Source organism: Microbispora siamensis, assembly GCF_016863095.1.
Lineage (GTDB): Bacteria > Actinomycetota > Actinomycetes > Streptosporangiales > Streptosporangiaceae > Microbispora > Microbispora siamensis.
This window is the reverse complement of sequence record NZ_BOOF01000013.1, coordinates 1-26,263: the sequence shown is the minus strand read 5'-3', so window position 1 is coordinate 26,263 and position 26,263 is coordinate 1. Positions and strand designations below refer to the sequence as shown.

Annotated in this window: 27 protein-coding genes; 9 read left to right on the top strand and 18 right to left on the bottom strand. The window is 72.9% G+C overall.

Annotated features, from left to right (window positions below):
- Positions 1–5 precede the first annotated feature (5 nt).
- From Msi02_RS13855 to Msi02_RS13845, 3 genes are all read left to right on the top strand, one after another.
- Entirely contained in the window at positions 6–1,406 is a 1,401-nt protein-coding gene (locus Msi02_RS13855) for an MFS transporter (protein ID WP_204048746.1), read from the top strand.
- 38 nt (positions 1,407–1,444) lie between these two features.
- Positions 1,445–2,029, top strand: coding sequence for a hydrolase (locus Msi02_RS13850; RefSeq protein ID WP_204048745.1), 585 nt, complete (start codon positions 1,445–1,447; stop codon positions 2,027–2,029).
- A 65-nt stretch (positions 2,030–2,094) separates the two neighbouring features.
- On the top strand, positions 2,095–2,910 hold the full coding sequence (locus tag Msi02_RS13845; protein WP_204048744.1) for a sulfurtransferase: 816 nt from the start codon (positions 2,095–2,097) through the stop codon (positions 2,908–2,910).
- Positions 2,911–2,927: 17 nt separating this feature from the next.
- Here Msi02_RS13845 and Msi02_RS13840 read toward each other — a convergent pair whose 3' ends face one another.
- Genes Msi02_RS13840 through Msi02_RS13825 form a run of 4 tightly spaced genes read right to left on the bottom strand, consistent with a single transcriptional unit; the run spans position 2,928 to position 7,599 of the window.
- Positions 2,928–5,507 carry a CHAT domain-containing protein gene (locus Msi02_RS13840; RefSeq protein ID WP_204048743.1) on the bottom strand — a complete coding sequence of 860 codons (2,580 nt, stop codon included), beginning with the start codon at positions 5,505–5,507 and terminating at the stop codon, positions 2,928–2,930.
- Positions 5,508–5,524: 17 nt separating this feature from the next.
- On the bottom strand, positions 5,525–6,013 hold the full coding sequence (locus Msi02_RS13835; protein WP_204048742.1) for a hypothetical protein: 489 nt from the start codon (positions 6,011–6,013) through the stop codon (positions 5,525–5,527).
- Positions 6,010–6,534, bottom strand: coding sequence for an RNA polymerase sigma factor (locus Msi02_RS13830; RefSeq protein WP_204048741.1), 525 nt, complete (start codon positions 6,532–6,534; stop codon positions 6,010–6,012). Before Msi02_RS13830 ends, Msi02_RS13835 begins: the two co-directional genes overlap by 4 nt.
- A gap of 45 nt (positions 6,535–6,579) precedes the next feature.
- Positions 6,580–7,599: a S8 family peptidase gene (locus Msi02_RS13825; RefSeq protein WP_204048740.1), complete on the bottom strand. Its 1,020-nt coding sequence runs from the start codon at positions 7,597–7,599 to the stop codon at positions 6,580–6,582.
- Positions 7,600–7,791: 192 nt separating this feature from the next.
- Between Msi02_RS13825 and Msi02_RS13820 the strand changes: the two genes are divergently transcribed.
- Both Msi02_RS13820 and Msi02_RS13815 read left to right on the top strand, forming a co-directional pair.
- Positions 7,792–8,289, top strand: a complete 498-nt coding sequence (locus Msi02_RS13820) for a DUF3145 domain-containing protein (RefSeq protein ID WP_179155579.1) — start codon at positions 7,792–7,794, stop codon at positions 8,287–8,289.
- Between the two features lie 134 nt (positions 8,290–8,423).
- Complete coding sequence (locus Msi02_RS13815) at positions 8,424–9,179, top strand: hypothetical protein (RefSeq protein ID WP_204048739.1); 756 nt, start codon at positions 8,424–8,426, stop codon at positions 9,177–9,179.
- Positions 9,180–9,232: 53 nt separating this feature from the next.
- On the opposite strand, the gene Msi02_RS13810 is transcribed toward Msi02_RS13815, so the two are convergent.
- The 12 genes from Msi02_RS13810 to Msi02_RS13755 all read right to left on the bottom strand — a co-directional run bounded on the left by Msi02_RS13810 (position 9,233) and on the right by Msi02_RS13755 (position 21,188).
- The gene (locus Msi02_RS13810) at positions 9,233–10,150 is read right to left on the bottom strand and encodes an oxidoreductase (protein ID WP_204048738.1); all 918 of its coding nucleotides are present in this window, start codon (positions 10,148–10,150) and stop codon (positions 9,233–9,235) included.
- A complete protein-coding gene (locus Msi02_RS13805; protein ID WP_204048737.1) occupies positions 10,147–10,644 on the bottom strand; it encodes a hypothetical protein in 498 nt (165 codons plus the stop codon). The genes Msi02_RS13810 and Msi02_RS13805 overlap by 4 nt, the downstream gene beginning before the upstream one ends.
- 131 nt (positions 10,645–10,775) lie before the next feature.
- Positions 10,776–12,194, bottom strand: coding sequence for an acyl-CoA carboxylase subunit beta (locus tag Msi02_RS13800; protein WP_204048736.1), 1,419 nt, complete (start codon positions 12,192–12,194; stop codon positions 10,776–10,778).
- Between the two features lie 14 nt (positions 12,195–12,208).
- Entirely contained in the window at positions 12,209–13,441 is a 1,233-nt protein-coding gene (gene fabF, locus Msi02_RS13795) for a beta-ketoacyl-ACP synthase II (RefSeq protein WP_204048735.1), read from the bottom strand.
- Between the two features lie 93 nt (positions 13,442–13,534).
- Positions 13,535–13,774, bottom strand: coding sequence for an acyl carrier protein (locus tag Msi02_RS13790; protein ID WP_079320816.1), 240 nt, complete (start codon positions 13,772–13,774; stop codon positions 13,535–13,537).
- Positions 13,775–13,854: 80 nt separating this feature from the next.
- The gene (locus Msi02_RS13785) at positions 13,855–14,811 is read right to left on the bottom strand and encodes a beta-ketoacyl-ACP synthase III (RefSeq protein ID WP_204048734.1); all 957 of its coding nucleotides are present in this window, start codon (positions 14,809–14,811) and stop codon (positions 13,855–13,857) included.
- Positions 14,808–15,704: an ACP S-malonyltransferase gene (locus Msi02_RS13780; protein WP_204048733.1), complete on the bottom strand. Its 897-nt coding sequence runs from the start codon at positions 15,702–15,704 to the stop codon at positions 14,808–14,810. The genes Msi02_RS13785 and Msi02_RS13780 overlap by 4 nt, the downstream gene beginning before the upstream one ends.
- Positions 15,705–15,821: 117 nt before the next feature.
- Positions 15,822–16,991 (bottom strand): PucR family transcriptional regulator, encoded by a 1,170-nt coding sequence (locus tag Msi02_RS13775; RefSeq protein WP_239108413.1) that lies wholly within the window; start codon positions 16,989–16,991, stop codon positions 15,822–15,824.
- A gap of 157 nt (positions 16,992–17,148) precedes the next feature.
- Positions 17,149–18,792 (bottom strand): DUF2079 domain-containing protein, encoded by a 1,644-nt coding sequence (locus Msi02_RS13770; RefSeq protein ID WP_204048732.1) that lies wholly within the window; start codon positions 18,790–18,792, stop codon positions 17,149–17,151.
- A 293-nt stretch (positions 18,793–19,085) separates the two neighbouring features.
- A complete protein-coding gene (locus tag Msi02_RS13765) occupies positions 19,086–19,529 on the bottom strand; it encodes a DUF350 domain-containing protein (RefSeq protein ID WP_204048731.1) in 444 nt (147 codons plus the stop codon).
- 14 nt (positions 19,530–19,543) lie between these two features.
- On the bottom strand, positions 19,544–20,707 hold the full coding sequence (locus tag Msi02_RS13760) for a glutathionylspermidine synthase family protein (RefSeq protein ID WP_204048730.1): 1,164 nt from the start codon (positions 20,705–20,707) through the stop codon (positions 19,544–19,546).
- A gap of 4 nt (positions 20,708–20,711) precedes the next feature.
- Positions 20,712–21,188 carry a hypothetical protein gene (locus Msi02_RS13755; RefSeq protein WP_239108391.1) on the bottom strand — a complete coding sequence of 159 codons (477 nt, stop codon included), beginning with the start codon at positions 21,186–21,188 and terminating at the stop codon, positions 20,712–20,714.
- A 132-nt stretch (positions 21,189–21,320) separates the two neighbouring features.
- Between Msi02_RS13755 and Msi02_RS13750 the strand changes: the two genes are divergently transcribed.
- The 4 genes from Msi02_RS13750 (at position 21,321) to Msi02_RS13735 (ending at position 24,279) form a co-directional block, all read left to right on the top strand.
- The gene (locus tag Msi02_RS13750; protein WP_204048729.1) at positions 21,321–22,337 is read left to right on the top strand and encodes a PHP domain-containing protein; all 1,017 of its coding nucleotides are present in this window, start codon (positions 21,321–21,323) and stop codon (positions 22,335–22,337) included.
- A gap of 69 nt (positions 22,338–22,406) precedes the next feature.
- Positions 22,407–22,865, top strand: coding sequence for a helix-turn-helix transcriptional regulator (locus Msi02_RS13745; RefSeq protein ID WP_079320946.1), 459 nt, complete (start codon positions 22,407–22,409; stop codon positions 22,863–22,865).
- Positions 22,866–22,971: 106 nt separating this feature from the next.
- A complete protein-coding gene (locus Msi02_RS13740; RefSeq protein WP_079320947.1) occupies positions 22,972–23,685 on the top strand; it encodes a helix-turn-helix transcriptional regulator in 714 nt (237 codons plus the stop codon).
- 198 nt (positions 23,686–23,883) lie between these two features.
- Positions 23,884–24,279, top strand: coding sequence for a VOC family protein (locus Msi02_RS13735; RefSeq protein WP_204048728.1), 396 nt, complete (start codon positions 23,884–23,886; stop codon positions 24,277–24,279).
- 507 nt (positions 24,280–24,786) lie between these two features.
- Here the strand turns inward: Msi02_RS13735 and Msi02_RS13730 are convergent.
- Both Msi02_RS13730 and Msi02_RS13725 read right to left on the bottom strand, forming a co-directional pair.
- Positions 24,787–25,410: a hypothetical protein gene (locus Msi02_RS13730; RefSeq protein ID WP_204048727.1), complete on the bottom strand. Its 624-nt coding sequence runs from the start codon at positions 25,408–25,410 to the stop codon at positions 24,787–24,789.
- Complete coding sequence (locus tag Msi02_RS13725) at positions 25,407–26,048, bottom strand: hypothetical protein (protein WP_204048726.1); 642 nt, start codon at positions 26,046–26,048, stop codon at positions 25,407–25,409. Before Msi02_RS13725 ends, Msi02_RS13730 begins: the two co-directional genes overlap by 4 nt.
- Between the last annotated feature and the right edge of the window lie 215 nt (positions 26,049–26,263).

The window sequence follows — 26,263 nt, the reverse complement described above, 5'->3', positions numbered from 1 at the left end:
CGGTCGTGACGCGGCTTCGGGCCGCCTACCGGGCCGAGCGCCGGTCGGACGCCGGCGGCTTCGACCGCCGGCTGATCGCCCCGATGATCCTGGGTTCGATCCTGAACCCGATCAACTCCTCGATGCTGGCCGTGGCGCTCGTGCCGATCGGCCGCTGGTTCCACGCCTCGCCCGCGGACACCGCGTGGCTGGTGACGGGGCTCTACCTGGCCACCGCGGTCGGCCAGCCGGTCATCGGGCGGCTGGTGGACACCTTCGGCCCCCGGCCGCTGTACCTGGCCGGCACGGCGCTGGTCGGTGCCGCCGGGCTGCTGGGTGTGCTGGCCCCCAGCCTGGGCGTCCTGATCGTGTCCCGAGTCCTGCTCGGGATCGGCACCTCCGCCGCCTACCCGGCGTCGATGTTCCTGCTGCGGGCCGAGGCCGACCGCACCGGCATGCGGAGTCCCAGCGGAATCCTGGCGGCGCTGTCGATCTCCAACCAGGTCATCGCGGTCATCGGGCCGACCTTGGGCGGCCTGCTCGTCGGAGCGGGCGGCTGGCATCTCATCTTCGCCGTCAACGTGCCGCTCTCGGCCGCGTGCCTCGTCCTCGGCGCGCGGCGACTGCCCCGCCGCGCCGCGACCTCCTCCACGGCCACCCGGCCTGGCGGGGGACTGGACGTGATCGGTATGGCGCTGTTCGCCGGCACGCTCACGGCGTTCATGACGTTCCTGATGAACCCGGCGTGGGGGCTCTGGTGGCTGCTGGTGATCGTCGCGATCGCCGGGACCTGCTTCGCCGTACGGGAACTGCGGGTGGCGCAGCCGTTCCTCGACCTGCGGGTGCTGGGCGGCAACCTGCCGTTGCTGGCCACGTACGGCAGGCAGTGGCTGGCCTACACGACCTCCTACGCCTTCATGTACGGGTTCCCGCAGTGGCTGCAGGACGGCCGGTCGCTCGCCCCCTCGGCCGCCGGGCTGCTGCTCCTGCCCATGTCGGCGATGGCCATCGCCGTGACCGCTCTTACCGGCCGCCGCGCCGAGGTGCGCGGCAAGCTCGCCGGGGGCGCCGCGGCGCAGATCATCGGCTGCGCCGCGCTGCTGACGGCCGGCTCCGGCAGCCCGATGTGGCTGCTGGCGCTGATCGGCGCGTTCGTCGGCGTCGCGCAGGGCCTCAACGGGCTGGCCAACCAGAACGCGCTGTACGCGCAGGCCGACCCGGACCGCATGGGCTCCTCCGCCGGGCTGCTGCGCACGTTCGGATATCTCGGCGCGCTGAGCGCCTCGGCCGCCGACGCGGCGTTCTACCGGCACGGCGCCACCACGCCCGGGCTGCACCACCTGAGCCTGCTCCTGCTGGGCGTCTCGGTCCTGTTGCTGGCCGGCGTCCTCGCCGACCGGTCGCTGAGCCGCGTCGGCCGCACCTGACCACCCCCTGTTCGCAAGCCAGAAAAGGGAGATTCCTCATGCCCGTGACCACTCTCGACCCCAAGACCGCGCTCGTCGTCATCGACCTGCAGAAAGGCGTGCTGGCCGCCCCCGGCAACCCGTACTCCACGGCGGACGTGCTCGCCCGGACGGTCCGGCTGGCCGAGGCGTTCCGCGCCCGCGACCTGCCGGTCGCCCTCGTCCGCGTCACCGCCGCGGCCGACGGCGCGGACGCCGTCCCGGGACGCACCGACCTGTCGCGCCCCGGGCGCGCCTGGCCCGACGGCTGGGACGAGATCGCCGACGACCTGGCCGGACATCCGCGCGACATCGTCGTCACCAAGCGCAACTGGTCGGCCTTCTACGGCACCGACCTGGACCTGCACCTGCGCCGCCGCGGCGTCACCCAGATCGTGCTGACCGGGGTGGCCACCAGCATCGGCGTCGAGTCCACCGCCCGCGCCGCCCACGAGCACGGCTACCACGTCGCCCTGGCCACCGACGCCATGACCGACCTCGACCCCGAGGCCCACCGCCACAGCGTCGAGAAGATCTTCCCGCGTCTCGGTGAGACCGGCACCACCGCCGACATCCTCGAGCTGCTCGACGCGACAGCGTCCTGAGGCGCCACGGCTTGGCAGAATGGCTGCGGCACCGTACGGCACCGAGCCGAAGGCGAGGGGATGGCATGAGCCCGCTGATCACTCCTGAGGAGCTCGCCGCGATCGGCGACGCCGCGATCCTCGACGTCCGCTGGCGGCTGGGCGGACCGCCCGGCGTCGAGGCGTACCGCGAGGGCCACATCCCAGGCGCGGTCTTCTGCGACCTCAACGCCGACCTCGCCGCCCCGCCCGGGCCCGCCGGACGGCATCCGCTGCCCGCGCCTGAGGCGTTCCAGGAGGCGATGCGCCGCCTGGGAGTGTCCGAGGGCCGGCCGGTGGTCGTCTACGACGAGGCCGACTCGACGGCGGCGGCCAGGGCCTGGTGGACGCTGCGCTACTTCGGCCACGGCGACGTACGCGTGCTCGACGGCGGACTGCGGGCCTGGACCCGGGCCGGGCTCCCGGTGACCAAGGAGGAGGGCCCCGTCCCGCCGGGCGACTTCACCGCGCGGCCGGGCGGGATGCCCGTGATGGACGCCGATCAGGCCGCCGCGCTGGCGGCCGACGGCGTGCTGCTCGACGCCAGGGCGGCCGAGCGTTACCGCGGTGAGGTGGAGCCGGTCGACCCGGTCGCCGGGCACATCCCCGGCGCGGTCAGCGCCCCGACAACCGGGAACGTCGAGCCCGGCGGGCGGTTCCACAACAGGGAGTTCCTCCGCGAGCGCTTCAACAGCCTCGGGGCGGTCGAGGGCGTGCCCGTCGGCGCGTACTGCGGGTCGGGGGTCACGGCCGCCCACGAGGTGCTCGCACTGGAGATCGCCGGGCTGCCGGCCGCCCTTTACGTCGGCTCCTGGTCCAACTGGGTCGCCGACCCCGCCAGGCCGGTCGCGACCGGCTCCTGACCGAACGGGAGGTCGCCTCAGCCCGTGGCGAAGGGCGTGCCGCCGGCGCCGAAGCAGACGAATCCCGGCACGGCCGTCTTCTCGGACGCCTGGGCCAGCGCCTCGGCGGGGGAGCGGCCCTCGGCCAGCAGCGTGTGGAAGAGCGTCATGAGGTTCAGCGCCTCGTCGTCGCGCACCGGCACCACACCGGCCACCACGCACGCGGCATCCCCGTTGCGGGCGGCGCCGTCGAGGAAGGCCCCGGCGAGGCCCAGCGCTACGCCGTCCACCGGGGCATGGGCCATCCCCGCGTCGCAGGCCGACAGCACCACGAGGCGGGGGATCCGCCGCGCGGTCAGCAGGTCGTAGGCCATGAGCGGCCCGTCGTCGAGCGTGATCTGCGACAGCATGGGCCCGCGCGGGCTGAACATCCCGTGGGCGGCGACGTGGAGCACGTCGGCCCGCCCCAGGGCGCGGAGCACCTCGGCCCTGGTGGCGCCGATGCGCCGCGCCCGCCCGTGTGCGGCGGCGACCATGTCGGCCTCGGCCGCGGCGTGGTCGAGCCCCGGCCCCGCGAGCGACAGCACCAGAGGGGCGCCGGCCGGGCCCGGGCGCGGGGCGAGCCACGCGGCGGCGTCGGCCGCCACCGACACCGGCCGGCCGCGCAGCGAGGGAAGCAGCGGCCAGGGCAGCGTGCACAACGCCCCGGTGGGCACGACCGTCACCGGCCCGCCGGGCGGGCTCCCTGCTGACGTGAGCGTCCCGGGACCGGACAGGAGGACGCGGTCGAGCGCGGACAGCTCGTGGGCGACCGCCTCGTCCGCCGCGCCGGGGAGGCCGTCCGAGTCGCACGGGGTGTCGCGCCGGGTGTCGAGCAGAGCGCGGCGGCGCAGGCCGTACCGGATCCGCACCGTCGACTCCACCGCCGCCTGGTAGGAGCCGAGCATCCGCAGCACGCAGCCCCCGGGGCCGGCGGTGACGGCGAACAGGTCGTCGCCGCGCCGCACCAGCTCCACGAGGAGCCCGGACCCGGCGGGCGGGACATCGTGCAGCACCGATGTGGGAGCCGGGGCGCCGCGCACGACCGCCCGCCACCGCTCGGCCCATTCGAGCACCGTCCGGGCGTCGCCCGTCCGCCGGGCCCGGTCGAGGGCGATCTCCAGGCCGAACGCGGCGAGATCCTCGGCGGGCCGCGCCGCGTGCACCCGCAGTTCCGCGTCCCGCGCGACGTCGCGGGGACCGGCGTCACCGTTCGGGGCCTGCACGGCCTCGATGCCCCGAGCCGCGGCCACCAGAGCCTGGTCGAGGTTCCCGTCCAGGCGGTGCCGCATCGCCGCCGCGTGCCAGCGTACGAGCGGGCGGACGGCGGTGGCGGCGACGCGATCGAGCTGCGGGCGGGCCCGCGTGATCGCGCCCAGCCGTACGGCCGCCGCCGCGGCGGTGAGCCGCAGCGCCGTCGAAGCCCCGGACCAGCCGCACGCCGCGAGGTCGTCGGCACAGGCGATCAAATCGGTGACCAGGTCGCCGCAGGGGGCGCCCGAGCGGCCTGCCGTCCCCGATGACGGGTGGGCGGCGGCCTCGCCTGCGCCGGAACCGGCCGCCGACGGCGTGGACGGGGAGGCGGGAGCGTCGTGCGCGGTCGTCGAGGCGGGGATCTCCGCGAGGCGGGCGCGCAGGACGACCTCCCTGGCCAGCGGCAGCCAGGCCGTCCTGCCCTGCGCGTCCAGCTCCGCGAGCGCGGTGCGCGCCGTCGTCTCGGCCAGCGGGGCGTCCCCGGCGAGGAGCGCGGCCTGGGCGAGCAGCAGCCGCGCGCCGGGGAGCGCCGCCTGCGCTCCGGCCGCCACCAGTTCGGGCACGGCCTGTTCGAGCAGCGTGCGCGCCTCGCCGGGCAGCCGCGCGGCCACCAGCGCCTCGGCGAAGTCGGTGCGCATCGCGGCGAGCCGTTCGGGGAAGCCGAACAGCGTGGTCTCGGCCGCCCGGTATCGCGCGAAGGCGGCGGCGATGTCGCCGCGCCGGGCGGCCACGAACGGCAGATTGCCCTCCGCCAGCATCGCGACGTGGTCGTGGCCGGCCGACCTCGCCACCCGGGCGCATTCGGCCAGGTCGGCCTCGGCTTCGCCGTACTGCTCCAGGTAGGTGCGGGCGAGGCCGCGGTTCAGCAGCCCGCCCGCCCGGAAGCGGGAATCGTCGTCCAGCAGGCCGATCGCCCGGTCACAGTGCCGTACGGCCTCCTCGTGCCGTCCCAGCAGGATCAGCGCGACCGACCGCTGCACGCCGAGCCTCGCCAGGTCCGCTCCCCCGAGATCCCGCTCGGCGAGATCGGCGAGGTGGAGCCCGCCCTCCGGGTCGCCGAGCTGGGCCCGGACCGTGACGAGTGACATCCGGGCCTGCGCCACCCGGCGCGGGAACCCCCGTCCCGCCGCGATCGCCTCCTCCAGCCGCTCTCCGGCGAGTTCGAGGTCGCCCAGCTCGCGCGCCGCCAGTGCCGCCGCGCGCAGCGCCACCGAGGCCGTCTCGCCGCAGGCGCCGGCGGTCAGGTCCAGTACGGCTCTCGCCTCCGCGAGGGCCAGCCGAGGGTCGGTCGCGGAGAGCCGCACGGCGGTTTCGGCCCTGTCCAAGAGGTCCATGCGAGAAGTCACGGGCGTACGTGGATCCAGCGGGTGAAGACGGGCGGGTGACCGGGCCGGTGGCAGACCACGCTGACCCACCCGGGCGGCAGCCCGGCCACCGCGAAGTGGCCGCTGCCGGACGGCACGCGGACCTTGGCGATGTGCGGGGTCCGCACCTCGATCCTGGCGTCCGGCCCAGGGAGGGGGGACACCTGACCGGCCACCTCCATGCGCCCGCCGGTGACGGCGGTTTCGATGTCGATGACCAGGCCGTCCGCGCTGAAGCGGCGGACACCGGTCTGCACGGCCCCGGCCTGCGCCGTCTCGGTCTGCGCGGTCCCGGCCTCGGCGGAGGAGCGGGTTCCCGGCGGCACGGGGAGGTCGACCGGCCCGGCGGGCACGCCTCCGGGCACCCGCAGGCCGAAGACCGCCCGGGCGGCGGCCGACACGCCCTCCGGCACCGGATCGGCGCCCGCTCCCATGCGCAGGGCCGCCAGCAGGTATTCCTCCCTCATCGGTTCTCCTCCTCCACGAGGGCGCGCAGTCGGGCCATGCAGCGGGCCCGGGTGGGGCCGATGCTGCCGACAGGCAGGTCGAGGCGGACCGCTATCTGGGCGTACCGCGCCTCGGGATGGAGCACGTAGAGGCGGATGAGCGAGCGGCACGGCTCGCCGAGCAGGTCGAGCCTGCGCCACACCTGCCTGCCGAAGTCGGCGTCCACCACCGCGGCCGTCGGGTCGGGCAACGTCGTGTCCGGCACGTCCAGGTCGGAGACCACCTCTCCACGCGCCTTGCGGCTGAGCCGGGCCGCCTCGTGCCGGGTCGTGGTGACGAGCCACGCGCCGATCCGTTCGGGATCGCGAATGGCGCCCGCGTTCTCGACGAGGCGGAGCCAGGCGCCCTGCACGGCGTCGGCCGCGTCGGCGGCGCTCAGCCCGAACGCCCGGGCGACCGCCCACATCCTGCCGTCGAATCGGGCGACCAGGTCCTCCCAGGCGGCCTGGTCGATGGTGGCGAAGGAGTTGTCTGTCGGCATCTGTCACTCTGCGCGCTCGGGGAGAAGCGTATGGTGACAGAGACCTTACCGATCTGCGCTCGCCACGACCACCCCGAGATCCGCGACCCGGCGGCCGCCGTCGAGCAGGCGCCGTACGGCCTGGCCCGGCGGAACCTGCCGGCACAGGCGGGCGAGAGCCCCGGTGACGACCGCGGCGGCGAACGACGTGCCGCTCCAGACGGCGTAGCCGCGGAAGTCGCCGTAATCGAGGAAGCTGCTGGCCAGGCCGACGCCCGGAGCCCAGACGTCCACCCACGGGCCGTACGCGGAGAAACCGGCCCTGGCGTCGCCGTCGAGCGCGCCGACCGCGACCACGCCGGGCAGGGCCGCGGGCCAGAACGGACGCGACGACGCGGTGTTGCCCGCGCACGCGACGACGGCGGGGAAGCCCGCGAGCGCCTCGGCCAGCCCGAGGGGCGGCGCGTCGTCGAAGGTGTGCCCGCCGAAGGAGAGGTTCACCACGTCGGCCCGGCCGCCGCGCAGCCCGGCGAGCGCGCGCAGCAGCGCCGCCTCGTCGCTCACGCCGTCGCTGTCGAGGAAGCGGAGGACGCGTAGCCGGACGCCGGGCGCGTGCCGCAGGATCAGCCCGGCCACGAACGTGCCGTGCCCCGCCTGCCGGTCGCGCACGCCGTCGCCGTCCGCGTCGGGTGTCTCGGCGATGTCGTCGCTGTACCACCGTGCCAGCCACGGGTGCGGCGCCAGCCCGGTGTCGAGGACCGCCACGGTGACCTCGCACGGCTCGCCCGGCTCGTACGGCGGCGCCGCCGCGGGCAGGGGCGGTCCGCCGGGCCCGCCGAAGAACAGCGGCTGGCCCGACAGGATGTGGTTGGGGGAGGCCGGGTGCCCGCGGTCGCGGAGCGTGGCCGTCAGATCGATCACGTCGGTGCCCGGCGGCAGCCGTACGCGGTGGAGCCGACCGGCGCCGGGAAGGGGCTCGGCGGCCAGGGCCCACCGGGCGACGGCGGCGGGGGAGGAGGTCAGGAGTTCGTCCGGCCGGATGAGGACGGGCCGTCCTGGGAGGGGTTCGACGAGCCGGCTGCGCATCAGGGGGCCTTTCCGCGATGGTTACGGAACGCGTCCTTCCCGATTCAGTTGGTCGCCAAGCGCCAATCGGTATGACCCCCCTCTGGTGCCGGGCTGCGACGGACGGTAGTCTCTCCTACAGTCATCCAACCGTGATCATCCCAAGTGTGAGGCCGTTGGGGAAGGCGCACCTCATGCGAATTGGGAGGTCCGGTGGCTGCTGCTCGTGGCGTCCTGTACGTCCACTCGGCTCAGCCTGCGCTGTGCCCGCACATCGAGTGGGCCGTCGCAGGCGTTCTTGGCGTGCCCGTCGACCTGACGTGGACCGCCCAGCCCGCCGCGCCCGGGACCCTGCGGGCCCAGGCCGAGTGGGAGGGGCGTCCCGGCACGGCGGCGGCGATCACGTCCTCACTCATGGGCTGGCAGCGCATCCGCTTCGAGATAACCGAGGACGCCTCGCCGGGCGTCGACGGCTCCCGGCACGCCTACACGCCGACATTGGGCGCCTTCACGGCGGTCGTCGGCGCGAACGGGGACATCCTGATCCCCGAGGACCGGCTACGCAACGTGATGCTGATGGCGGCCCAGGGCCGAGTCGTCCTGGAGGAGGAGCTCGACCGCCTGCTCGGCAAGCAGTGGGACGAGGAGCTGGAGTCGTTCAGGTACGCGGGCGAGGGTGCGCCCGTGCGCTGGCTGCACGCGGCCGTCTGACGCCTTTTTATGCGGATCGTGATAACAATCCGCCCTTGCGCCTTGTGAAAGCGACATAGAAAGTCGTCTTTTTCGCAGATATACCGGGACTCATTCACGTCCGCACCCCCCGACGCGGACCCGAGGAGGAGTCCATGAGCGTTCTTGCCCGGCGCCTGGTGATCGGCGTGGCGGCGGCGGCGCTGCTGGCCGGCTCGGCGGCGCCCGCCCAGGCGGCCGCCGCCTACGACTACCACCCGAGCGACGCCGACTGGGCCGACTGCCCACGGCTTCCCGCCGGCGCCACGCCCGACACCTGGAGCTGCATCTTCATCATCACCGTGGGCGGCTCGATCAAGCTCGGCTCGATCACCCAGGACATCAGCGAGCCGCTGCGGATCACCGTGGCACAGGGCAAGCTCGCCGACGGCAGTACGGCGGCGGCGTTCGGCAGCGTCGCCGGCGGCCGGATGAAGGTGCCCGGCGGCCTCATCGGCAAGCCGTTCGAGGTGCCCAAGCTCACCGACGTGTACGTGGAGACCCAGGGCACCGGCAAGGTCGAGGCCGGCCCGATCTTCCCGACCAACGTCGGCATCAAGATCCGCATGATCCACTCGCTGCTCGGCAAGAAGTGCTACATCGGGAGCGACGCCACTCCGATCGTGCTGAACCCCGAGGTCACCTTGCTGGACCTGACGTCCATCGACGGGACGCCGGTCTTCAAGGTCGCGGCCAAGGACACGACGTTCGCCGTGCCGAAGGCGTCGGGCTGCGGCCTCAACTGGGGCCTGGTCAACACCGCCGTGAACCTGCGGGCCGGGCTGCCCTCGCCCAGCGGCAAGAATGCGGCCGATTTCCAGTGGTTCGTCCGCGGCAAGTCCTACCTGGAGCTTCCCCAGCTCACGTCCTGACCTCGCCCGCATCCGCCCGGCGCCCCACCTGGGGAGGCCGGGCGGGTGACGCCTCAGGCCAGCCCGTCCAGCAGGGCGATGTCCTCGGGGGACAGGCGCAGCCGGGCCGCGGCCATGTTCTCCTCGAGGTGGGCGAGCGAGGTGGTGCCGGGAATGGCCAGGGTCACCGGGGAACGACCGAGCAGCCAGGCGAGCGCCACCTGGGCGCGGGTCGCGCCGTATCGGCCGGCGACCTCGTCGAGCACGGCGAACTGCTCGGCCGAGGGGGCCATGCCCTGCGGAGCCTGCGACAGGTCCAGCCCGGGCCGGAGCATGCCGGCGGCGAGCGGGAAATAGGCGGTGAACGCGATGCCGGCGGCCTCGCACGCGGCCAGGACGTCCGCACCCGACCGGTCGAACAGATGGAGCCGGTTCTGCACCGCGGCCACGGGCGCGATCGCGCGGGCCTCGGCCAGTTGCTCCGGCGTCACGCCGCTGAGTCCGAGTGCCCGGATCAGCCCCCGTTCGCGGAGCTCGGCCAGCGCCCCGAAGGATTCGGCGAAGGGCACCTCGCCGGGAAACAGCAGGCCGTCGCCGCCCATCCGCAGGTAGACGAGGTCGAGCCGGGCCCGGCCGAGCCGCACCAGGTTCTCCTCGACCTGCTCGCGCAGTCGCTCAGGCTCCGCGGCGGCCTCGAACCCGCGCCACTCGTCGCGGACCACGCCGACCTTGGTGGCGATGACCAGGTCGTCCGGATAGGGATGCAGAGCCTCCTTGATCAGGTCGTTGGCCACATGCGGGCCGTAGAAGTCGCTGGTGTCGATGTGGGTGACGCCGAGTTCCACGGCCCGGCGCAGCACGGCGAGCGCGGTGGCGTGGTCCCGCGGCGGGCCCCACACCCCCGGGCCGGGCAGCTGCATCGCGCCGAATCCCAGCCGCCGGACGGCCAGGCCGTCCGCCAGTCGCAGGACGTCGTCAGTGGATACGGTCATTCACGCCTCCTCATGCCCGCCGCGGCCTGGTCGCCGTGGCTGCGGGAGAGGCGGGCCTGGATCGACGCCGTGGTGATCGCACCCTCGGGATCGCGGTCGAGCTTGTGCCGGCGCACCAGGTCGTGGACGCCCTGGCGGGTGATGCCGAGCATCGCCGCGGCGACCGAGACCGGCACCGCGGTCGCGGCCGGGTGCCCCGCGCGCCGGGCGACCGCCCGGCCCAGTGGCGTGCCCCACCAGGCGGTGGGCGGGTCGAACGGCGCGTCGCCCGGATACAGCGCGCTCACCAGCCGGATCGCGAGGAAGGCGGCCGCGCGGTCGTCCTCGCCGCACAGCACGTCGGCCCAGGCCCGGCTCTTCACCGCCAGAAGCTCGCGCAGTCGCGTGTCCTCGCCGGACAGCTCGTCCGGCTCGAAGAGGATCTCCAGCGCGCCGAGCACCCTGCCGCCGACGACCCGGCACAGGTCCTCGGCCAGTTCGCGGCGCTCGTCCATGCCCGCCTCCCTTCTACTTGACGACAAGCATCAAGTACTTGTCGCTTAGCGTCAAGTAGCTTGGTATCCGCCCTGGGAGAACGCGGAAGCGCCGGTCCCCGGGTTCGGGGACCGGCGCTTCCGGTACGTCGTCAGAGCGGGATGTTGCCGTGGGCGCCGCGGGCCGGGGTGGCCTGGGCGAGCACCCTTGCGATCATGCCGCGCGTCTTGGCCGGCTCGATCACCTCGTCGATCACGCCGAGGTCGAGGGCGCGCTGGAGGCCGCCCGCCGTCTTCTCGTGCTCCTCGGCCAGCCGGGCCTCGAGCGCGGAGCGCTCCTCCTCGGGAGCGGCGGCCAGCTCGCGCCGCTTGAGGACGCGGACGGCCGCGACCGCACCCATGACGGCCACCTCGGCGGTCGGCCAGGCGAACACGCGGGTCGCGCCCAGTGAGCGGGAGTTCATCGCGATGTAGGCGCCGCCGAACGCCTTGCGGGTGATCACCGTCACCCTCGGCACCGAGGCCTCGGCGAACGCGTGCAGCAGCTTCGCGCCGCGCCGGACGATGCCGTCGTGTTCCTGGCCGACACCGGGCAGGTAACCGGGCACGTCCACGAGCACCACCAACGGCACCCCGAAGGCATCGCACATCCGAACGAACCGGGCGGCCTTCTCCGCGGAGGTGGAGTCGAGGCAGCCGCCGAGCCGCATGGGGTTGTTGGCGATGACGCCGACGGTGCGGCCACCGAGCCGGCCCAGGGTGGTGACGATGTTCGGCGCCCATTTGGGGTGCAGCTCCACACCGGGCTCGTCGAGCAGCCCGTTCACCAGCGGGTGCACGTCGTACGCGCGGCGGGGGTTGTCGGGGAGCAGGCTGCCGAAGTCGACCTCGTCCACCTCGCGCATCCGGCCCTGATGGCCGAGCAGGCAGGCGAGCTGGCGGGCCCTGAGCAGCGCCTCACCCTCGCTCTTGGCGACGACGTGGACGACGCCGCTGCGCTTGCTGTGCGGCTCCGGCCCGCCGAGCGAGGCCATGTCGGTCTGCTCGCCGGTCACGCTGCGCACGACGTCCGGCCCGGTGACGAAGATGCGGCCGTTGTCGGCCAGGATCACGATGTCGGTGAGGGCCGGGCCGTAGGCGCCGCCGCCGGCCACCGGGCCGACCACGACGGAGATCTGCGGAACGACGCCGGAGGCCTTGGTCATGGCGGCGAACACCCGGCCGACCGCGTGCAGCGACTCCGCGCCCTCGGCGAGCCGGGCGCCGCCGGAGTGCCACACGCCGATGACGGGCACCCGCTCGCGCACGGCCACGTCGTAGGCGTGGACGATGTGCTCGCAGCCCTCCGAGCCCATCGCGCCGCCCTGGACCCGGGCGTCGCTGCAGAACGCCACGACCGGCACACCCTCGACGCGCCCGGTCACCGCCCGCACGCCGCTCTTGTCCTCCGGGGTGATCGGCCGGATCGAGCCCTCGTCCAGCAGGTGGCCGAGGCGCACCAGGGGGTCACGGGCGTCGACGGCGGCCGCTTCGGCGGCATCGGCCACCGTTCTGCTGTCCAGCACTGTCATTCGAGACTCCCTTGTCAAACCGTCGTGAAGGCCACGGCGACGTTGTGTCCGCCGAACCCGAAGGAGTTGTTCACCGCCGCGATCTGCCCCTCGGGGAGGTCGCGCGGCTTGGCGCGCACGATGTCCACCTCGACGCCCTCGTCCAGGTCGTCCACGTTGATCGTGGGCGGCACCACCCGCTCGGCCAGCGTCTTGATCGTGAACACCGACTCGATGCCGCCGGCGCCGCCGAGCAGGTGCCCGGTCATCGACTTGGTCGACGTGACGAGGGGGTGCGACCCGATCGACTTCTGGATGGCCTGCGCCTCGATGACGTCGCCCGCGGGGGTGGAGGTGGCGTGCGCGTTGACGTGCAGGATGTCCCGGCCGGTCAGGCCCGCGTCGGTCATCGCCTGGGTCATCGCCATCATGACGCCACGGCCCTCGGGCTCCGGCTGGGTGATGTGGTGCGAGTCCGCGGACATGCCCAGGCCCGCCGCCTCGGCGTAGATCCGGGCGCCGCGGGCCACCGCGTGCTCGTACGACTCCAGCACGACCAGTCCTGCGCCCTCGCCGAGGACGAAGCCGTCACGGCCCCGGTCCCAGGGGCGGGAGGCCCGCTCGGGCTCGTCGTTCCTCGTGGACATGGCCCGGGCAGCGGCGAAGGCCGCCATGTTCAGCGGATGGATCGCCGCCTCCGTGCCGCCGGCGACGACGACGTCGGCCCGGCCGCTGCGGATCATCTCCATCGCGTAGCCGATGGCCTCGGCGCCGGAGGCGCAGGCGGAGACGGTGGCGTGGACGCCGGCCATGGCGCCGAGCTCCAGGCCCACCCAGGCCGCCGGGCCGTTCGGCATGAGCATCGGGACGGTGAACGGCGACAGCCGCTGCCAGCCCTTCTCCTTGAAGGTGTCGTAGGCCGACAGCGTGGTGCCAATGCCGCCGATGCCGCTGGACACGCAGACGCCGAGCCGCTCGGCGGGAACCTCGGGGGCGCCCGCGTCCTGCCACGCCTGGCGAGCGGCGATCAGCGCGAACTGCTCACTGCGGTCGAGCCTGCGGGCCTCCGGCCGCGGCAGGACCTCGGCCGGATCGACGGCGGCCCTGCCGGCGAACTTCACCGGCACGGAGTCGACCCAGTCCTCGGTGAGCGGGCGGATGCCCGACCGCCCCTCGAGGAGCGCCGACCAGGTCGATGCGACGTCTCCACCGAGGGGCGTCGTCGCGCCGAGCCCGGTGACTACGACACGTACCCGGTCCTTACTCACTTGTCTGCACTCCTCTTGTGTCGGGGCGTGAAAGGGGGCCGGACGCGCCCTGTCGCCTCAGGCGGGGCGGGCACGTCCGCGCGGCCGTCGTACTTAGGCCTGGATGAAGTTGATGACGTCCTTGACGGTCTTCAGGTGCTTGAGCTGGTCGTCGGGGATCTCGACGCCGAACTCGTCCTGGGCCGCGACGGCGATCTCGACCATGGAGAGCGAGTCGATGTCCAGGTCGTCCACGAAGCTCTTCTCCGGCGTGACCTCGTCGGCCGAAATGCCGGTGATCTCGTTGATGATCTTGCCGAGGCCCGCGAGGATCTCCTGCTCGGTCAGTGCCATGTCGCGACTACTCCTTGGATTTACTGTCTTCCGGGTTTCCTGGGTTGCCCCAGCTGTGTACGGCAGGCCGTACACGTTCCTCAGGGGATCTCGATCACCTGGGAGGCGTAGGTGAGGCCGGCGCCGAAGCCCAGCAGCAGGGCCAGGCCGCCCGACTGGACCTCGCCGCGCTCGATCATGCGCGAGAGCGCGAGCGGGATCGACGCGGCGGAGGTGTTGCCGGCGAGCACGATGTCCCTGGCGACGACGGCGTTGTCGGCGCCCAGCTTGCGCGCGATGGCCTCGACGATCCGCAGGTTCGCCTGGTGTGGGACGAAGGCGGCCAGGTCGGCGGGGTCCACGCCCGCACGCTCGCAGGCGAGCTTGGCCACCGGGTGAAGCGCGGTGGTGGCCCAGCGGAACACCGTCTGGCCTTCCTGGTAGAGGAAGGACCGGCGGTCCTTGATCATGATCGCGTCGGCCTTGTCGCCGGCGCTGCCCCAGGCCACCGGGCCGATGCCCGGCCGGTCGGAGGGGCCCACGACCGCGGCGCCCGCGCCGTCGGCGAAGATCACAGCGGTCGACCGGTCTTCGCCGTCGACCCACTGGCTGAGCTTCTCGCTGCCGACGACCAGCACGTTGGTCGCCGAGCCCGACCGCACCGCGTCGGAGGCGGCGGCCAGCGCGTAGCAGAACCCGGCGCAGGCGGCGTTGATGTCGTACGCGCCGGGGGCGTCGATGCCGAGCCGGTGGGCGACGCGGCCGGCGGCGTTGGGAATCGGGGCCTCGATCGTGCAGGTCGCCACGATCACCAGGTCGATGTCGTCGCTGGACAGGCCGCTGGCCGCCAGGGCCTTGCCGCCCGCCTGCACCGCGAGGTCGATCTCCGACTCCTGCGGGCCCGCCATGCGGCGTTCCTTGATGCCGACGCGGCTCTGGATCCACTCGTCGTTGGTGTCGAGCCGGGCGGCGAGGTCGTCGTTGGTCACGACCTGGGCGGGCTGGTAGCCGCCGAAGGCGAGGATCCTCGCCGCGGGGGCGCCTTGACCGAGCCTCACTTCAGCACCTCCCGGGCGGTGTCCAGGTCGTCAGGGGTCTTGAGCGCCACGGTCTTCACGCCGGGCAGGGCCCGCCGGGCCAGGCCCGTCAGCGTGCCGCCGGGCAGCAGCTCGATCATGGCGGTGACGCCCCGCTCGGCCATCGTCGCCATGCAGGCGTCCCACCGGACCGGGTTGGCCACCTGGTTCACCAGCCGGTCCAGGAACTCGCCTCCTCCGGCGACGGCCGCGCCGTCGGCGTTGGACAGCAGCGTGACCGACGGGTCCGCGGGGGTGAGGGCCGCGGCCTCGGCGCGCAGGTGGTCGACGGCGGGGGCCATGTGGACGGTGTGGAAGGCTCCGGCGACCGCCAGGGGGCGCACCCGCGCCTTCTCCGGCGGCTCGGCCGCGAAGGCCTCCAGTTGCGCCCGGGTGCCGCCCGCGACGATCTGGCCCGCGCCGTTCATGTTGGCAGGGGTCAGCCCGTGCTTGTCGATCGCGGCGAGGACGTCCTCCTCCGCGCCGCCGAGCACCGCGCTCATGCCGGTCTCGGTGACGGCGGCGGCCTTGGCCATGGCCCGGCCGCGCTCGCGCACCAGGACGAGGGCCTGCTCGGGGGTCAGCACCCCGGCGATCGCGGCGGCGGCGAGCTCGCCCACACTGTGCCCCGCGACCATGTCCGGCCGGACCCCGAGCGTCTCGAACGACGCCAGAGCGGCCGCCACGAGCAGGGGCTGGGCCACGGCGGTGTCGCGGATCTCGTCGGCGCCGGCGGTCGTCCCGTACGTCACGAGATCGAGCTCCACGATCTCCGACCACGCGGAGATTCGGTCGCGGAACTCGGGGATCTCGAGCCACGGACTGAGGAATCCTGGGGTTTGGGCGCCTTGGCCCGGAGCGACGATGACGAGCACGTACTCAACCCTGCCCTGTAGAGGTTCACCACACTGATGGAGATCCGAACGAACTTTGTGGCCGCCGCGTTGTGGGGTACCTACAGTTTCGGTGTCGAGAAGATTAAGGCACCCGGCTCAGGTTACGGACAGGCGCCCGAGTATGAGACCCACTTGGAGGGTGAATGCGGACCGCCCCTCCGTGGGCTGGTACCCGGTCAGTTCCGTGATCTTACGTAGACGGTACCGCACGGTGTTGGGATGGACGAACAGCAGCCGGGCCGTCGCCTCGAGGGAGGTCCCCTGCTCCAGGTACGTCGCGAGCGTGTCGAGCAGCGGGGTCCCGGCGAGCGGCTTGTAGACGTTCTCCACCAGCTGGGCCCGGGCGTCCTCGTCACCGTCCAGTGCGCGCTCGGCCAGCAGGTCCTCGGCGAGCACCGGGCGCGGGGCGTCGGGCCAGCCGGCTGCGGCGCGCAGGCCTGCGATGGCGGCGCGGGCCGACCTGGCCGCCGCGTGCAGGTCGGGCACCTCCGGCCCGATCACGACGGGCCCGGGGCCGAAGCGCGCCACCACGCCGCGCGCCGCGTCCTTGACGCCGTCCGCGCCGCCCACGATGACGATGAGCCGGTCGCCCTGCACCCCGGCGAGCAGCTCGTGGCCGAGGCGCCGCCCCTTGTCGCGCAGCCCGTCGATGACGCTCTGCGGGTCCTCGTCTGGGGCGTACCCGGCGAAGACGACGACCGGCGCGGAGGTCCAGCCGAGCGCGGCGGCCCACGAGTGCAGCCCGTCGTCGACCTGGCCGCGCACCAGCGCGTCCACGATCAGCGCCTCCAGCCGGGCGTCCCACGAGCCGCGCGCCTCGGCCTCCCTGGCGTACACCTGGGCGGCGGCAAAGGCGACGTCGCGCGTGTAGCGCAGCATCGCGTGCCGCAGCAGTTCCGCGCCGCCGGGCGCGGCCAGCTCCTCGACCTGGGCCTCGACGACCTCGACGACGATGCGGACGAGGTCGACCGTCTGCTGGAGCGACACGCTGCGCTTGAGCTCGCGCGGCGCGGTGCCGAAGAACTCGATGCTCGGCGTCGGCCGCCCCTCGCCCGCGTGGCCGAACCACTCCACGAACGCCGCGATGCCGGCCTGCGCCACCAGGCCGACCCACGACCTGTCCTCCGCAGACAGCGCGCGATACCAGGCCAGCCGCTCCTCCATCCTGGCCATCGCGGCCGTCCCGAGGCTGCCCATGGCCCGGTCGAGCCGCCGCGCCGTGTCCTCCCGGATCTTGTCGCTCATCGGCACACCGTCTCCGGCCATCCGGACGACGTCGTCGCCCTGCCCGTCCGCACGCACCTGTCCGCCGTTCCACGCGCCCCGCTCGCTCACGCCCTCTAGCGTGCCAGGTCATCCCGGTGATCGTGCCGTACGGGGGTGTGGACGCTGTCGCCGCAGGTCGGAACGGCGGTCGGCGGCCTCAGGAGCCGATGCGGTGCAGCACGACGATGTCGTCCCGGTCGAGACGCAGCTCGTAGCCCTCGTTCAGGTAGCTGTCCACCACGCCGCGCAGGTCGTTGTTGACCGAGGCCACGATCCAGGGCGTGCCCCGCTTCTGGTAGTCCCACCACAGCACGGTCGTCCGGCCGGACAGCCGCGCGCCGAAGTCGTCGGTCGCCTCCACCACCACGCCGTCGGGGACCATGCTCATGGCCTGCTCCCGGGCCTCCGTACGCGGGTCGGGATGGTAGAAGTCCGGGCTCATCAGGTTGTCGAACGGCCGGTAGGGGACCGTGGTGACCGCGACCGCGAAGACCGCGGCGGCGTAGGCGAGCCGCAGTCCGTGCCCGGGGCGCGGCACCCCGCGCCGCTCCAGCCACCGGATGAGCCGGGCGGCGCCGTCCACCCCGGCCATCAGCAGGATCACGATCACGAACGCGTCGTAGTGCCAGCCGGTCGACCACCAGTTGTCGGAGTCGGCCAGCAGCCGCTCCAGGATCAGCGGCAGCGCCGCCAGGAACAGCGGGGACAGCAGGCACAGGAACAGCGCCGGCCACAGCAGCAGGCCCCAGGTGTCCCACTTCGAGTGGTCGTCGAAGAGCATGGCCACGAACTCGTGCGGGCGCGTGACGGCGCTCCACAGCATCTGCGGCAGGTCCTCGCCGAGCTTCGAGTAGCGCGTGTAGTACGCCGGGTTGCCGCCCGCCAGGGGGATCACGAACTTGCGCACCACCTCGAACGCGGCCACCCCGGTGAAGACCAGCCCGGCGCCGAGCCTGCGCTGCCCGGTGAGGAACAGCCAGACGCCGAGGCCCGCCACCATGAGGCCCAGGTCCTCCTTGGTGAGCAGCAGGCCGAGCACCGCGAGCAGGCCGGGCAGCCGCCGCCCGGCGTGCAGCCGTTCGACGGCGATCGCGCTCAGCAGCGGCACGAAGGCCACCTCGTGGAACTCCACCGCCGTCGCCTGCGCGATCGGCCAGGAGATGGCGTACGCCACGGAGACGAGGTAGGCGTGCGGCGTGCCCAGCACGCGGCGGGTGAACATCCACACGAACGGGATGGCCAGGGCGAACAGCACGGCCTGCGTCACGAGCAGCGTCTCGGGCCCGTCGTGCAGCCAGTAGAGGGGCGCCAGCACGGCCAGGATCGGCGAGAAGTGGTCGGCGAGCTGGATGTAGTCCATGCCGAGGCCGCCGGTGACCCCGCGCAGCGGCACCGTGGGCGCCGAGAAGTGCGAGTATCCGCGCACCGCCTGGTCGAAGATGACCAGGTCGTAGGTGCTCACCTGGAAGTGGGCGAACCTGAGCAGGGAAAGGGTCCAGTTCAGGGCCGCCGACAGCGCGCAGAGCACGGACAGCGCGATCACATGGCGGTTCGACCTCCAGAACCGCGGGGCGGGGCGCGGGTCCGCCTCGCCGCCCGGCCGTTCCTCCGGTTCGGCGGGAGCCGTGGCGCCGGCTGTGTCTCCGGGCTCCGCCTCGCCGGCTGCCCGGGTGCCTGCGGTGTCTCCTGGCTCCGCGACGGCCGTTTCGTCCACGGCGGCTGCCTCCAGGGTGTCGGGGTCGCTGCCTTCCCGGGGCGGCTCCTCCGCCGGTTGCCCGGACGTCGCGGTCCCCGTGATCACGAGGAGGAGAGTAGGCCCTTCGGGCGGGAACGGTCTATACGCGCGTATCCCCGGAAATTCCCCGCTGGGACCCTCGATGCTCCCACCTGGGCCTCCTCCCGCGTGCCGATGAATCTTTCACCGGCACGAGACGAGGCAGATGACCCGCAGCGGAGCGAGGATCGTCTGACCGGCGCTTGCGGGGGTCCGGGGGTCGTCCCCCGGTGTCGACGGGTCGGATGACCCGCAGCGGAGCGAGGATCGTCTGACCGGCGTTTGCGGGGGTCCGGGGGTCGTCCCCCGGTGTAGACGGCTCAGATGACGGCGACGGCCGTGATGAGGCCGATGAAGAAGTGCGTCACGCCGAGGAGGACGGCGGCGGGCTGCAGCGTGGTCTCCCGGACGAGCTCACGCACCGAGATGCCGGCGACCTTGTCGAAGGCCACCATGCCGAGCGTCTGCACGGCGATGCCCACCAGGCCGAACACGAGCGTCGCGAGCAGCCCCTCGCGCAGCGCGCCGCCCGACGACCAGATGGAGGCCGCCACGACGAGCCCGACGCCGGCGACGCTGGAGGCGGCCAGCACCGTGGCGTTGGGATTGCGATCGGTACGGATGATCTTGCTGAGGCGCCCGGGCGTCGCCAGGTCCACGACGTAGAACCCGGCGACGAGCAGCAGCACGCCCAGGATGGCGTACGCGAGGATCGCCAGGGCGCCGTGTGTGAGCACGTCGGCGATGGAGGTTGTGGTGTTCACGGGGGCCTTCGCTTTCAGCCGTGGATGCGGTGGGGGACGAAAGAGGACGTGTCGTCGGTGACGAGGCCGGAGGTCTCCCGGATGCCGAGCCCGGCCGACTCGTCGTCGACCATCCACGCCCCGAGCACCGGACGCCAGCCGTCGAAGTCCGGCAGCGGCAGGAACTCCTGGTAGACGAAGCCCTCGGTGCCGTAGTCGCCCTCGGTCTCCACCTCGACGCCCGGTGCGGCGATCCGCATCGACGCGCCCTCGCGGCCGAGCAGCGGCTTGCGCACGTAGCCGGGTCCGCCGGCCAGCTCCCGGGGACCGTCGAGGTAGGCGGGCAGCAGGTTCGGGTGGCCCGGGTAGAGCTCCCATAGGATCGCCAGCAGGGCCTTGTTGGACAGCAGCATCTTCCACAGCGGCTCGATCCACGTCATCGAGATCTGCTGCGCGAGCGCGTGCGGCGCGAACGGCTCGGCGACGATCCACTCCCAGGGGTACAGCTTGCACAGCGTGCGGACGACCCGGTGCTCCATGTCGACGAACCGCCTGTTGAGCGCGTCCCAGCCGATGTCCTCCATGGCGATCGCCGCCGTGACGAGCCCGGCCTGCTCCGCGGTCTCCTGGAGGTAGCCGATGGTCATCGCCTCCTCGCCCGTCTCGTCGGCGCTGGTCCACGCGAAGTGGGCCGGGCCCGTCTGGAGCGTGAGGGACTTCCAGCGGTCGACGAGCCGCTCGTGGATCGAGTTCCACTGGTCGTCTTCGGGATACACGTCCTTCAGCCAGAACCACTGCACGACGGAGCTCTCGACCAGGCTGGTCGGGGTGTCGGCGTTGTACTCCAGCAGCTTGGCCGGTCCCGTGCCGTCGTAGCGCAGGTCGAACCGGCCGAAGACGTGCGGGTCGCGCCGCCGCCACGACTCCGCGACGGCCGCGCGGCAGTGCGGCGGGATGCCGAGGTCGGCGAACCGGCCGGAGGCCACGATGTGGTCGGCCGCGGCCAGGCACATCCGGTGGAGTTCCTCGACCTGCTCCTCCAGGGCGAGGACCTCCTCCATCGTGAAGACGTAGTGGACGCTCTCGTCCCAGTAGGGCCGGGTGAGGCCCTCGGGGTGGGCGGAGCGGTGGAACGCGAGCCCCTGCGACTCGATGAGGGCGGCCCAGTTCTCCCTGGGCGCCGAGGTCAGCCTGCGCACGTGCTCAGCCGCCGCCGCCGGAGTGGAAGCCGAAGCCGCCCCGCTGCACGACCCGCCCCGACCGGGTCGTGATCTGGGCGTCGGCCGGTTTGACCGTCGTGCCGCGGTAGACCCGGCCGCCGCTGCGGGTGCCGCCGTAATACCAGCGGTACGCGCCGTGCGAGCCGGAGTAGTGGCTGTGGCCGTCGTCGTCGCAGTAGTCGTCGTCGACGACCACGTACGACCCGTCCGGGTTGAGTGTCGAGGTGTCCACGCAGTCCGCGCCGACCTCCTCGTAGTCGTCCTGCGCCGCGCAGAAGCCGACGACGAGGACGGACAGCACGCCCAGGGTGCCGAGCTTGATCGCCGTGGAGGACTTGATGCCGCTCGACGGCGGCGGCGTCTCCGGCCGCGGCGTGCCCATGGCCATGGGATGGGTGGGCAGGGAGGAGCCGTCGGGTGGCGTCGTCTTCGGTGGGGGGCTCTCCCCGGGTTCTGCCAATCGGGCTCCTGCTGTCGAGATCGGCACACATTATCGTCTGGTTGGACGAACGGGACAGGCTGGTGCGGGGTTCCTGACGAGTCTGTTATGTCCGCCCGGCTGAGACTCCGTACGGCGGGTAGCGTGCCGGATGTGGATCCCGTCGAGGCGCTGAAGCGCATCGCCTTCCTGCTGGAACGGGCCGGCGAGCCGACCTACCGCGTGCGCGCCTTCCGGGGCGCCGCCGCCGCGATCGAGGGCCTGCCCCGGGAGGAACTGGTGCGGCTCGCGCGCACCGGTGGCCTGACCGACATGCGGGGCATCGGCAAGGTCACGGCCCTGGCCATCACCGAGGCGCTGGACGGCGCCGTGCCCACCTACCTGCGGCGGCTCGAGGACACCAAGGACGTCGACCTCGACGAGGCCGCGCAGGCGCTGCGCTCGGCGCTGCGCGGCGACTTCCACAGCCACTCCGACTGGTCGGACGGCGGATCGCCCATCGAGGAGATGGCCGACGCCGCCCGCTCGCTCGGTCACGAGTACCTGGCGCTGACCGACCACTCGCCCCGGCTGACGGTCGCGCGCGGCCTGTCCGCCGACCGGCTGCGGCGGCAGCTCGACGTGGTCGCCGAACTCAACGAGCGGTACGCGGGGGACGGCGGCCCGCCGTTCCGCGTCCTGACCGGCATCGAGGTGGACATCAACACCGACGGCTCGCTCGACCAGGAGCCAGAGCTGCTCGAACGGCTCGACGTCGTTGTGGCGAGCGTCCACTCGCTGCTGCGGATGGACGCCGCGGACATGACCCGGCGGATGGTCACGGCGGTGGCCGACCCCCACGTGGACGTACTCGGGCACTGCACCGGCCGCGTCGTACGCGGACGGGGGCGGCCGGAGTCGCGGTTCGACGCCGAGATCGTCTTCGAGGCGTGCCGGCGGTTCGGGGTCGCGGTGGAGATCAACTCCCGGCCCGACCGGCTCGACCCGCCCAAGCGCCTGATGCGGCTGGCGTACGAGATGGGCTGCGAGTTCGCGATCGACTCCGACGCTCACGCGCCCGGCCAGCTCGACTGGCAGCGGTTCGGGTGCGAGCGCACGGCCCTGTGCGGCATACCGCCCGAGCGCATCCGCAACACCCGTCCCTGGGGGACTACTGCAGACTTGGGGTGATAGTGCTGTGGCGTCCGAGTGAGGTGTGTTGGGCGGGTTTCGCCGGACTGATCGACGTAGCGTCGAATCATGAAACGCCGCGACGCGCTGGTGAAGGAGCTGGAATCCGGCGGATGCCTGTCGGCCCGCGAGCTCGCCTCGCGCCTCGGGGTCAGCAAGAGCACCGTCGTGCGCGACGTCGCGAAACTCCGGGAGGCCGGTGTCCCGATCCGGCTCGACCAGGGTGGGTACGCGCTCGCGGGCCCCGACGCCGTGAAGCGCGCCATCGACAGGGCGCTGCGCGGGCGGCACGTGCTGCGCCTGGAGTACGTCAACAGCAAGGGCGTGCCCACCGTCAGGGACGTCGAGCCCAGCATCTGCCTCGGTGGCCGCGGCGGGCACTGGTATCTGGTGGCCTGGTGCCGGCTGCGCGACGACGTGCGCGTCTTCCGGCTCGACCGGATCTCGTGGGCCGAGGTCATGGACGAGCGCTTCCCCGAGCCGGGGCGCGACCGCCTGGCCGAGCTCGCCGAGGCCGTCGGCGGCTGAGCCGGCTGAACGGGCGCCGCTCGGATGTCCGTGCTGACGTGCGTCGATGTGCGGTAGTCGAACGCGTCAGCGAGAAATGTCGGTGGGGTGGCCTACCCTCTGCGGCGTGAACCGTACCGACCGGCTCTACGCGATCGTCGAGGACCTGCGGGCGATCTCCCCGCGCTGCCGGTCCGCGCGTGAGCTCGCCCTGCGCTTCGAGGTGAGCTCGCGGACCATCGAGCGGGACATCTCCGCGCTGCAGCAGGCCGGCGTGCCGATCTACGCGGAGGTCGGGCGCAGGGGAGGGTACGCGCTGGACAAGAGCATGTCCCTGCCCCCGCTCAACTTCACCCCCGCCGAGGCCGTGGCGGTGGCGATCGCTCTCAGCCGCACAGAACAGCAGCCCTTCGCCGACGAGGCGCGCAGCGCGCTGCGCAAACTCGTCGCCGCCATGCCCGGCCCCGAGGGGGAGCGGGCCCGGCAACTGGCCGCCCGGGTGCAGATCCTCACCGAGGACAAGCCGGAGTCCCGATACACCGGGTCGATCGGCAGGGTCATCGAGGAGGCCCTGCTCAAGGGCGTCGTCTTACGCATCCACTACGGCGACGCGCAGGGCGTGCTGACCACCAGAAGTGTGGAGCCCGGGGCGTTCGTCGGCGGGCGGAGCGGGTGGTGGTACCTGGTGGCCTGGTGCCGGCTGCGCGACGCCGTCCGCGTCTTCCGGCTCGACCGGATCGCCGAGGCCGTCCTCACCGAAGATCCGGTGCCCGGCCGGCCCTTGGAGGCGTTCGACGCGGGCGTGCCCGACATGATCGCGCGGACGCCGGTGCTCGATTGACCGGTGATTCGAAAAGATGTTCGTGAATTTCTGGAAACACCGACAGGGGGGTGTCGCCGAAGGTCGGGAGACTCTACTCATGCGACGACGGACCGGCCACGGTCGATCGAGCGCCTTCCCCGCTCGTCACGCCCGCCCGCCGCTGCCGTCGCACAGGAGATTGATCCCCCCAGAAGGCAACAGAGAAAGAGACCGACGATGACCACTCCCGCCGCCCCCGCCGTCAACACGGTCGCCTGGTTCGAGATCGCGAGCGACGACCCCGATGGCGTCCAGCGGTTCTACGGCGACCTGTTCGGCTGGCGGTTCCGGACCGCCGAGGACTCGGCCGCCGTGGGCATGGACTACCGGCTCATCAGCTATGACGGTGACGACGAGCTGCGTGGCGGCGTGTTCGGCACCCGTGGCGACATGCCCGGCCACGCCGTCTTCACCGTGCTCGTGCAGGACGTGGCCGAGACCTGCCGGAAGGTGGAGGCACTGGGAGGGAAGGTGCTCAGCCAGGTCGTGGGCATCGAGGGCGGCCCCGACTTCGCCTACCTCCACGACACGTCCGGCAACCTCTTCGGCGTCTTCACCCCGGCCGCTTCCTGAGCGGCCCGCGCCGCGTGGTCCCCGTCTCCGCGACGGCGGTTCCCGTCCCCCGGTCGATACGGGTGGCCGAGGCCGGCTGACAGGTGAGCGGCGCGCGAGGAGCCGACTTCTCATTCTCGCATCGGCCTGTTTCCGACACGCTGGGCGGCGTGGTGGCCGAGGCCGGTGACGGAGAGCCGAGTGATGACGCTGGAGCGAGCAGATTCCTGATCTTCGCGACGGCCGGTGCCTGACCGGCCGGAGCGTACCCAGGCCGTCCGAACGCCCGCCGGGATCCCCCCTCCCGTGCTTCCCCTGCGGCGCCTTTCCCCCGGGCCCTTCCCCTCCGGGCCGTCAGGGCGCTCGGACGGCCATACCCCGCCTCCGCCGGCCGGGCGGGGTCCGCCGGCCGCCCGTTCGAGGTGCCGTACGGGCGGCCGGCGGCGGTGCGTCGCCGCGTGCGCGATGGCGGTGGCAGCGGGCGCGGCCTCGCCTCCGGCAGGGGCCGGGTCGTGGATCGCGCCGCACTCAGCGCCGGCTGTACAGGTTCTTGCGACGGGCGAGGACGATCCAGGCCGCGACGGCGACAACCGCCGCGAAAGCGATGAGGCCGATCTTGAGCGGCGTCGAATCGTCCGCCTCTTGCGCGGACGCGGTCGCCGCCCTGTCCACCGTCTTGCCCGTCCCGGAGGCGCCGGTCGCGGCCTGGTCGGGCGCGGGGCCGGTCGCCGCCGCCTTGTCCGGTGCGAGCGTGGTCGTCGCCGGCTGGGGGGCGGCCGCGACCACTCCTGCCTTCACCTTCACCGTCTTGCTCGCCTTGGAGGGCTCGGTCGCCTTCACGGTGACCTTCCACTCGCCGGCCGGCAGCGGTTCGGCGGCGTGGTAGAGGTTCTGGCCCTCGGGCGCCGACCTGAGCGGCACCGGTCCGAAGGAGCGGCCGTCGGTGGACTTGGCGACCAGCGTCGCCATGACGATCGCCGTGACGGGGTGGTCGTCCTCCTTGTAGGTGACCAGGACGTTGACGTTGTCCGCGCCGTCCCCGGTCACCTCCAGTTTGATCGGCCCGCCGTGGGCGGAGGCCGCAGGCGCGCCGAGCATCAGGGCGAGCCCTGCCAACAGGAGGGCGATGGTGTAGCGCAATGCCTTGTTCACGAGTCGTGGTGCCCTTCGTGCTCGTTGTGGTTTCCCTCGGGTTCGGAGTCGGGGGTGAGCACCCCGTCGCCGGGCGCGGCCGGCAGGAACACGTGCTGATGTCCGTAGCCCGCGTCGATGTTCACGGCGTCGAGGGCGGTGGCTCCGATCGACCAGGTGAACAGCGCGTCGGCGCGTTGCCGTGCGGCGAGGTCCAGCACGGTCTCGTGAGCCGGCCCGGTGAGCTCCCGCGCGGTCGCGTAGGTGTCGACGGCGGTGGCGAGCTGCCGCACGGCGGAGGTGAGGCTCGACCTCGCCACGTTGGTGGCGGTCTCTCCGGACGGCGGGTCGGCGAAGCTCTCGACGGCGGCGTCCGCCGTCTTCCGCCAGCTCGCGACGTCGCCGGAGGTGACCGCGGCGGGGCCGGCCGTGCCGTCCGCGGGCATGACCCGGTTCAGGCCTTCCAGTACGGGAAGGAGCCGGTCCCGCGTGGTGCGGGCCAGCTCCGTCAGGGTCTTGATCTGCGTCTTGTCCCGGAGGGCGGACTCGGCGCGGATCTGGTCGGCCATCTGCTCGATCGAGCTCGGCCGGGTCACTACGAACACCACCCCGCCGGCGACGATCGCGCCGAGCGCGAACGCGACCGTGAGGGCGAGCACGCGGCCCCAAATCGGACGCCGGACCGGCGTCGGTTGCCTGGGTCGGTTGATGGTCGCCACCTCCTGAGGGGCGGATGTCGATGTCGGGGGTGAGATGGGGGCCCATGACACGTGTCGCGGGGAGCGTTGATCCGCCCGCGCGCTCAGGTGTTCACGCCCCGAGAGGGGTGCCTCGGCCGTTGAGGATGATCAGTTTCTCGATGCGTCTGCGGCGC